The sequence below is a fragment of the Candidatus Accumulibacter cognatus genome, from assembly GCF_000584975.1.
GTDB lineage: Bacteria > Pseudomonadota > Gammaproteobacteria > Burkholderiales > Rhodocyclaceae > Accumulibacter > Accumulibacter cognatus.
On the sequence record NZ_JDST02000138.1, the window covers coordinates 1 to 7184 of the forward strand.

A 7184-nucleotide genomic window follows, 5' to 3' on the forward strand; every position below is an offset into this window, starting at 1 on the left:
CGTTTCTCATCAATGGGTTAGCGCCACATTTTTGGCCTCGTTATCCCGAGCTGACGTTACACTTGTAAGGGGGAGGGGCGATTTGTGAATCGCTGACGCGATTTGCACCCATCAAGGTTGTCTCACACCGCCCGCACAGGCGAGACCGGGAACGGCGACCCATCCGGCGCCTGGTAACCGGCCGCGCCGCGACGGGAACTAGCGACGCTCGTAAATCACGAAATCAAAGGCCGGGATACTCCCGCGAGTGGCCGTGGTCGGCGCCTGGGCGTTGCCGGTGCGACGGGAGATTTCCCGCCACTCGGCAAGCGAAACTTCGGGGAAGAAGCGGTCTCCCGGCGCATTCTCTGCGACTTCGGTCAGGTACAGACGTTTGGCCAGCGGCAGTGCCTGACGATACAGCGCCTCGCCACCCACGATGAAGACCTCGGCGGCGTCGCCTGCCAGAGCAATTGCCTCTGCGAGCGATCGGGCCGGCGTCGCGCCGCTCGGCAGATGATCGGGATTGCCGCTGACGACGATGTTGTGCCGCCCGGGCAATGGGCGAAAGGCGGTCGGCAGCGATTCCCAGGTCTTTCTGCCCATGATCACCGGCTTGCCGCGCGTCGTTTCGCGAAAATTTCGCAGGTCTTCCGGTAGGTGCCACAGCAGTTGCTGGTTCTTGCCAATCGCGCGGTTGCGGGCAACGACCGCGATCAGCGAGAGGATGGGGAGCCGTCCTGCTGCTGCCGGAGCCTGCGCACGCATCGGCCGCAGGCCTAGACGGCGACTACAGCCGCGATGTGCGGGTGTGGATCGTAGCCTTCGAGCACAAAGTCTTCGAAGCGGAAACTGAACAGGTCGCGCACTTCCGGCTGCAGTCGCATCGTCGGCAAGGGGCGCGGGGCGCGTGTCAGTTGCAGGAGCGCCTGTTCAAAATGATTGCTGTAAAGGTGCGCGTCGCCCAACGTGTGCACGAAATCGCCTGGCCGATAGCCGCAGACCTGTGCCAACATCAGGGTCAGCAGTGCGTAGGATGCGATGTTGAAGGGCACGCCGAGAAAAATGTCGGCGCTGCGCTGATAGAGCTGGCAGGAAAGCTTCGCCCGGCGATCCCCCTCTGAATCGGCAGGCGGCGCGACGTACAACTGGAAGAGCACATGACACGGTGGCAGCGCCATGCGCTCGATGTCCCCCGGATTCCAGGCTGTGACCAGGTGTCGGCGCGAGTCGGGGTTGTTCTTCAGGCCGTCGACGAGTCGTGCGATCTGGTCGATTTCACTGCCCTGCGCAGTCTGCCAGTGACGCCACTGCCGACCATAGACGGGGCCGAGATCGCCGTTGCGGTCGGCCCATTCATCCCAGATGCGGACGCCGTTCTCCTGCAGGTAGCGCACGTTGGTGTCGCCCTGCAGGAACCACAACAACTCGTGAATGATCGATCGCAGATGCAATTTCTTGGTGGTCAGCAGGGGGAAGCCGACACCCAGGTCGAAACGCATCTGCCAGCCGAACACCGAGCGCGTGCCGATGCCGGTGCGGTCTGCCTTGGGGGTCCCCTGTTCAAGGACGTGCCGCATCAGGTCGAGATACTGCTGCATGCCGTTTTGCCTGTCGATCTGTCAGCGCGCATTGTAAAGGAGAGTGCCGGCGAATGCTGCGCCGGCGTCGCTTTGGCAAGGCCCACGCATTGATCGGCAGGGATTGCGCTCCTGGTTTACAATCTCCGTCTCAACCCGGTCATCCCTTGCCAAGGCGGGCTCTACATGCTCATCAACCTGTTTCCGCAACGTCCTGATCATCCCCTCGCAGACGCCAAGGAGTTGAAACGGATCCTCGCCGAACTGCACGTCGAGAAGGCGGCCCATGCCGTCGATGAACTGGCGAGCTGGTTCGAGTCATTGAAGCACGCCAGGAACTTTCGCCTGGACCACTATTTTGACGTGCTTCGCCAGCTCGATGACGCTGGGCAGCCCCATCTGCGACGCCTGGCACGCGACTACCTTTACTCGCCATTCTTGTCGAGGCTTGAGCTGCAGCGCTTATGGGAGCGGAATTACGGCTATTGGACGGCAGTTGCTGCGCTCTACGCTCTGTGCACGACACGCGCCCGACTCGAACCCAAGGAGAGAGGTGCGGATGCCTTCAAAGTTTCCCTGCCGCTGGCAGACGCGCGCTTGCAGGCGGCACGTCGTACCCTCATCAAGTGGCTGGCGTATCGCTACGAGCCGGTTGAAGGAGAGATCTGGAAAAGTCTCGGGAGAACTTCCCTGCTGGCCGAAGCGGCGGGCCATGCGCAGAAGCCGGTTCAGCTTTATCCGGGTCACCAGGGTTCGAGCAGTGCCGGGCATCAATATCTGCACGCACTGGTATTTTCTACCTCCTCGATGGATGGCTTGCTGCCGCAACAGGTCGAACTGGCCGATCGGATGATCGCACATTTCTTGCCGGCCTTTGTGTGTTCGCCGGATTGCCGACCCGATAGCGTGTATTGGGTCGACGCGGAAAAGGGTTCGGCACCGACACGCTTGGCTCGTCATCCCGGCGCAGCCAGACCCGGCCTGCGCTTCTTTTCGCCGGGCCAGGCGCTCGCTGGGCTCGAAGAGTTGATCCATGTGGTCGAACGCGACGAAGTTCCGGGCAGCCTCAATCTCGGCGGTGAATTTCCGCAGAAGGCCTTGCTGCCGGTGTTGCGCCATTTGCGGGTTTGCTGGGCATTGAAACCGCCTCAGCGACGTCATCAGCGCCATGCGGTCAAGACAAGAATGGCTGTCTTGCCGGGTTTTGACCATAGCTACACGGTCTTTTCGGGCACTTCGGCAGACCTGCAGACGCAAACGCAAAGCTGGGTCGTCGAAAACGTCAGTCTCGGGGGACTGCGCACCTGCTTCGACGAATCGGCGACTGACCGGATCAAGCTTGGTTCACTGCTCTGCATGCAGGTGGAAGGGGGTGAGAACTGGCTGCTGGGGACGGCGCGGCGCTTCAACAGGCAGGCCGGTGGGCGCGCCAACCTGGGGGTGCAATTGCTTGCGCGGCAGGCGCAGGGTGTCGAGCTGCAACCACGCCGCAGTGGTTTCGCCGCAGCTGTCGCCATCCCCGGCATCTGGTTGCACGATGATGAAGTGCCTGGCATCGTACGCCTCGTGCTGCCCCTGGGCAGCTTCAGTGTGCGGGAAACCCTGAATTTCAGCCAGGATGGCCGTATCCATCTGCTGACGCCGATGGAAGTCGAAGCGAGTGGCTGCGATTACGAAATTGCTCGTTATCACGATCAGCCGTCACCGGCCTGACCCCGCTTTGGTAGAATGCGCCTTTGCCCCGGTTGCGCCCAACTCAATGACACGCCAGATTCTCGTAACCTCCGCCCTGCCATATGCCAACGGCGCAATTCACCTCGGCCATCTGGTCGAGTACATTCAGACCGACATCTGGGTGCGTTTCCAGAAAATGCGCGGGCATGAATGCTGGTATGTCTGCGCCGACGACACGCATGGCACGCCGATCATGCTGCGCGCCGAGCAGGAGGGAATCACCCCGGAAGCGCTGATCGAACGGGTCCATGGCGAGCACGCGCGCGACTTCGCCGGCTTCCTCGTCGGTTTCGACAACTACTACACGACGCATTCCGAGGAGACCCGCGCCTGCGCCAACGAAATCTACACGCGCCTGCAGGCGGCGGGTCTGATCGAGACACGCACCATCGAGCAGTATTACGACCCGCTCAAGCAGATGTTCCTGCCGGACCGCTTCATCAAGGGCGAGTGCCCGAAGTGCGGCGCCCACGACCAGTACGGTGACAACTGCGAGAGCTGTGGCTCTGCGTACACCGCCAGCGAGCTGAAAAACCCCTATTCGGCAGTTTCCGGTGCCAGGCCGGAACTGCGGCAATCGGAACATTTCTTCTTCAGACTGTCCGATCCACGCTGCCAGGCTTTTCTACGGCGCTGGACACAGAGTGAAGGCCGATTGCAGCACGAAGCCGCCAACAAGCTGCAAGAATGGCTGGGCAGCGAGAGCGAGAACAGGCTCACCGACTGGGACATCTCGCGCGATTCACCGTATTTCGGCTTTGAAATCCCCGACGCTCCCGGCAAGTACTTTTACGTCTGGCTCGACGCGCCAATCGGCTACATGGGCGCTTTCAGGAACCTCTGCGCCAGGAACGGCCTAGATTTTGACGCGTACTGGCGTCCGGATTCGACCGCTGAACTGTATCACTTCATCGGCAAGGACATTCTTTACTTTCATGCGCTGTTCTGGCCGGCGGAACTCGAACATGCCGGCTACCGAACCCCCAGCAAGGTCTTCGCGCATGGTTTCCTGACCGTCGATGGCGCCAAGATGTCCAAGTCGCGTGGCACTTTCATCACCGCCGAAAGCTATCTGGCGCAAGGCCTCGACCCCGAATGGCTGCGCTACTACTATGCAGCCAAACTCTCGAGCTCGATGGAGGACATCGACCTCAACCTTGACGATTTCATCGCGCGCGTCAATTCCGATCTGGTTGGCAAATTTGTCAACATTGCCAGCCGCTCGGCCGGATTCATCGTCAAGCGCTTCGCTGGCCAGCTCTGTACCTGCGACGAATCGCTGCCGGCGATCCAGGCCATCCGCGAACGACAGACGGCGATCGCGGATCACTATGAAGCGCGCGAATTCGGCAAGGCGATCCGCGAGATCATGGCCCTGACCGACCTAGCCAATCAATATGTCGACAGCGTCAAACCCTGGGAACTGGCCCGGCATGAAGGTCGCGCAAACGAATTGCAGGCTGCCTGCAGCAATGCTCTGAATCTCTTCCGCCTGTTCGCGATTCTGCTCAAACCGGTATTGCCGGCGCTCAGCGCCAAGGCTGAAACCTTTCTCAACGTCGCCCCGCTGGTCTGGGAAGACAGCCGTACGGTCCTCGCCGCCGGGCATGCCATCAGGACTTATCAGCACCTGCTGTCACGTGTCGACAAGACACAGGTCGAGGGGCTACTGGCCGCCAACCGCGAATCGCTGGCGGCAACTTTGCAAACCAGCCCGCAGAGGCATGCCGAGCAGCAGGAGAAAGCGGCGGCAGGCGCCGTCGTGCAGGCCGCCATCGGAGCAAGCGACAAGCCGCACATCAGCCTCGACGATTTCATGAGCGTCGACCTGCGTATTGCGCGCATCAGCGAAGCCACGCCGGTTGATGGCGCCGACAAGCTCGTTCGTCTGCTGCTCGACGTCGGCGCACTCGGCACCCGACAGGTCTTTGCCGGCATCAAGACCGCCTACGACCCGGCAAAGCTGGTCGGCCGACTGACCATGATGGTGGCCAACCTGGCGCCGCGCAAGATGAAGTTCGGCCTTTCGGAAGGGATGGTACTGGCCGCCTCCGACCCGGATGGCCAGATGCCGGGCATCTTTCTGCTCTCGCCGGATGCCGGTGCTGAGCCCGGCATGCGCGTCAAGTAGTCTGGAAGGAATGGACCGCCGGCGGCCTCTGAGCTCAGTTCGGAGGCCATCGTGAGAACTCCAGCCGTGAAATAATGCCCAAGCAACGCTGCCGCTGATGGTCAACGGCAGTCTCTTCAATTCACACCCCATCAGGAATCAGGAATCCACATGACAAACACAGTGACACTCGGCGGCAGGCCGTTTCAGGTCAATGGCAATTTTCCACAAAAGGGCGAGGTGGCAGCGGCGTTTACGCTGGTCGGCAAGGATCTGGCCGATGTGTCGCTAAGCAGTTTTGCCGGCCAGCGCAAGATTCTCAACATCTTTCCGAGCATCGACACACCGACTTGTGCGACCTCGGTACGCAAGTTCAACGAAAGGGCCAGCGCACTGAGCAATACGGTCGTACTCTGCATTTCCGCCGACCTGCCCTTCGCACAGAGCCGTTTTTGCGGTGCCGAAGGTCTGGACAAGGTGTTGACGTTGTCCTGCATGCGCGGTCGTGATTTTCTCGAAGCCTACGGCGTGGCCTTGAGCAATGGACCGCTGGCGGGGCTGGCGGCGCGCGCGGTGGTGGTCCTCGATGCCGATGACCGCGTACTGCACTGCCAGTTGGTTGCCGAGATCAAGGACGAGCCTGACTACGAGGCCGCATTGCAGGCGCTGGCCTGATCTCCGAAAGGAAACGATGTCCGAAACCAGTAGCGCTGAACCAGCCAAACAACGACAAAGCATCCAGTCGATTGAAGTCGGTACGCGCCTGCTGCGGGCACTGGCAGCCGGCCGGCGGGCAATGATGCTGCGTGATATTGCCCGAAACGCCGGCATGCCAGCCGCCAAGGCACACCGCTACCTGGTGAGCTTCATGCGCATGGGCCTTGTCGAACAGGATGCGAATACCGGCCGCTACGATCTCGGCGGGTTTGCGCTCGAACTTGGGCTCGCGAGTCTGGCCCGGCTCGATCCCGTGCGTCTGGCAGGGCCGGTGCTTGACGACCTCTGCGAGCGTAGTGGCGAAACAGTGGCACTCGCCATGTGGGGCAATCACGGCGCAACCTGTGTACGCTGGGTCGAAGCCGGCGGTCCGGTCACCATTACCCTGCGAACCGGCGTCGTGCTGCCGCTCACTTCGTCAGCGACTGGTCTGGCTTTCTCGGCTTTCTATCGCTCGCCGTATCTCAAAAAGATGCTTGACGCTGAGGTGCGGGCAACTGCCGAGGCAAGGAATGCGCAGCCGGAGGCGGTACTCGCCGCGCTCATGGCGCAACTCGACGAGATCCGCGGCCACGGCATCTCGCGCGCTTCGGGCAGTGTCACCCCGGGAATCAATGGCTTCAGCGCTCCGGTCTTCGATCACAGCGGCCGCATGGTCGCCGCGATCACTTCGCTGGGCATCATCGGGAACTTCGACATCGACTGGGAAAGCCCGATCGCACAGAGTACGCGCGAGGCGGCAGCGACGCTTTCCCGGCGGCTCGGTCACGGCAGCGTCGATGCTGACAGCATGGCGTGAATGCCGGCCCGCCTGCGCGGCCTGTTGCATCGCACCCTCGATCACAACCGCGATGCCAGGCCACCCCAACGGTAAACCGGCTGGCGAACACTGCGCGAATCTGACCGAAGACTGGCGCTGTGGTTTGTGGGGCCGCCCCGAGCGGCCGTCATGCTGCTCCGGACTGCAGCCCTCCGTCGAAATGTGCGGAGACCATCGACAACAGGCGATCGCCTGGCTAGCCGCACTGGAACAGGCAACCCGACCCTAGCAGCTTGTCGGACTT

The 7184-nt window shown here is 61.7% G+C and carries 7 protein-coding genes; 5 read left to right on the forward strand and 2 right to left on the reverse strand.

Annotated elements, in window-relative coordinates:
• Positions 1 to 198: 198 nt before the first annotated feature.
• Positions 199 to 747 (reverse strand): dihydrofolate reductase, encoded by a 549-nt coding sequence (locus tag AW06_RS19255; RefSeq protein ID WP_034953703.1) that lies wholly within the window; start codon positions 745 to 747, stop codon positions 199 to 201.
• An 11-nt stretch (positions 748 to 758) separates the two neighbouring features.
• Positions 759 to 1580 (reverse strand): thymidylate synthase, encoded by an 822-nt coding sequence (locus AW06_RS19260; RefSeq protein WP_034953705.1) that lies wholly within the window; start codon positions 1578 to 1580, stop codon positions 759 to 761.
• 165 nt (positions 1581 to 1745) lie between these two features.
• Here AW06_RS19260 and AW06_RS19265 point away from each other — a divergent pair, with 165 nt between their 5' ends.
• The 5 genes from AW06_RS19265 to AW06_RS21360 all read left to right on the forward strand — a co-directional run bounded on the left by AW06_RS19265 (position 1746) and on the right by AW06_RS21360 (position 7169).
• On the forward strand, positions 1746 to 3272 hold the full coding sequence (locus AW06_RS19265) for a hypothetical protein (protein WP_034953708.1): 1527 nt from the start codon (positions 1746 to 1748) through the stop codon (positions 3270 to 3272).
• Between the two features lie 46 nt (positions 3273 to 3318).
• Positions 3319 to 5424 (forward strand): methionine--tRNA ligase, encoded by a 2106-nt coding sequence (metG, locus tag AW06_RS19270; RefSeq protein WP_034953710.1) that lies wholly within the window; start codon positions 3319 to 3321, stop codon positions 5422 to 5424.
• 150 nt (positions 5425 to 5574) lie between these two features.
• Positions 5575 to 6078, forward strand: coding sequence for a thiol peroxidase (gene tpx, locus AW06_RS19275; protein WP_034953713.1), 504 nt, complete (start codon positions 5575 to 5577; stop codon positions 6076 to 6078).
• Positions 6079 to 6094: 16 nt separating this feature from the next.
• Positions 6095 to 6919 (forward strand): IclR family transcriptional regulator, encoded by an 825-nt coding sequence (locus AW06_RS19280; protein WP_034953717.1) that lies wholly within the window; start codon positions 6095 to 6097, stop codon positions 6917 to 6919.
• On the forward strand, positions 6900 to 7169 hold the full coding sequence (locus AW06_RS21360; RefSeq protein ID WP_273704920.1) for a YkgJ family cysteine cluster protein: 270 nt from the start codon (positions 6900 to 6902) through the stop codon (positions 7167 to 7169). Before AW06_RS19280 ends, AW06_RS21360 begins: the two co-directional genes overlap by 20 nt.
• Positions 7170 to 7184: the final 15 nt, after the last annotated feature.

Coding starts and splice junctions, on each gene's coding strand:
- AW06_RS19260 (WP_034953705.1), bottom strand. CDS start 1,580: ATGCAGCAGTATCTCGACCTGATGCGGCACGTCCTTGAACAGGGGACC.
- tpx (WP_034953713.1), top strand. CDS start 5,575: ATGACAAACACAGTGACACTCGGCGGCAGGCCGTTTCAGGTCAATGGC.
- AW06_RS19265 (WP_034953708.1), top strand. CDS start 1,746: ATGCTCATCAACCTGTTTCCGCAACGTCCTGATCATCCCCTCGCAGAC.
- AW06_RS19280 (WP_034953717.1), top strand. CDS start 6,095: ATGTCCGAAACCAGTAGCGCTGAACCAGCCAAACAACGACAAAGCATC.
- AW06_RS21360 (WP_273704920.1), top strand. CDS start 6,900: ATGCTGACAGCATGGCGTGAATGCCGGCCCGCCTGCGCGGCCTGTTGC.
- metG (WP_034953710.1), top strand. CDS start 3,319: ATGACACGCCAGATTCTCGTAACCTCCGCCCTGCCATATGCCAACGGC.
- AW06_RS19255 (WP_034953703.1), bottom strand. CDS start 747: ATGCGTGCGCAGGCTCCGGCAGCAGCAGGACGGCTCCCCATCCTCTCG.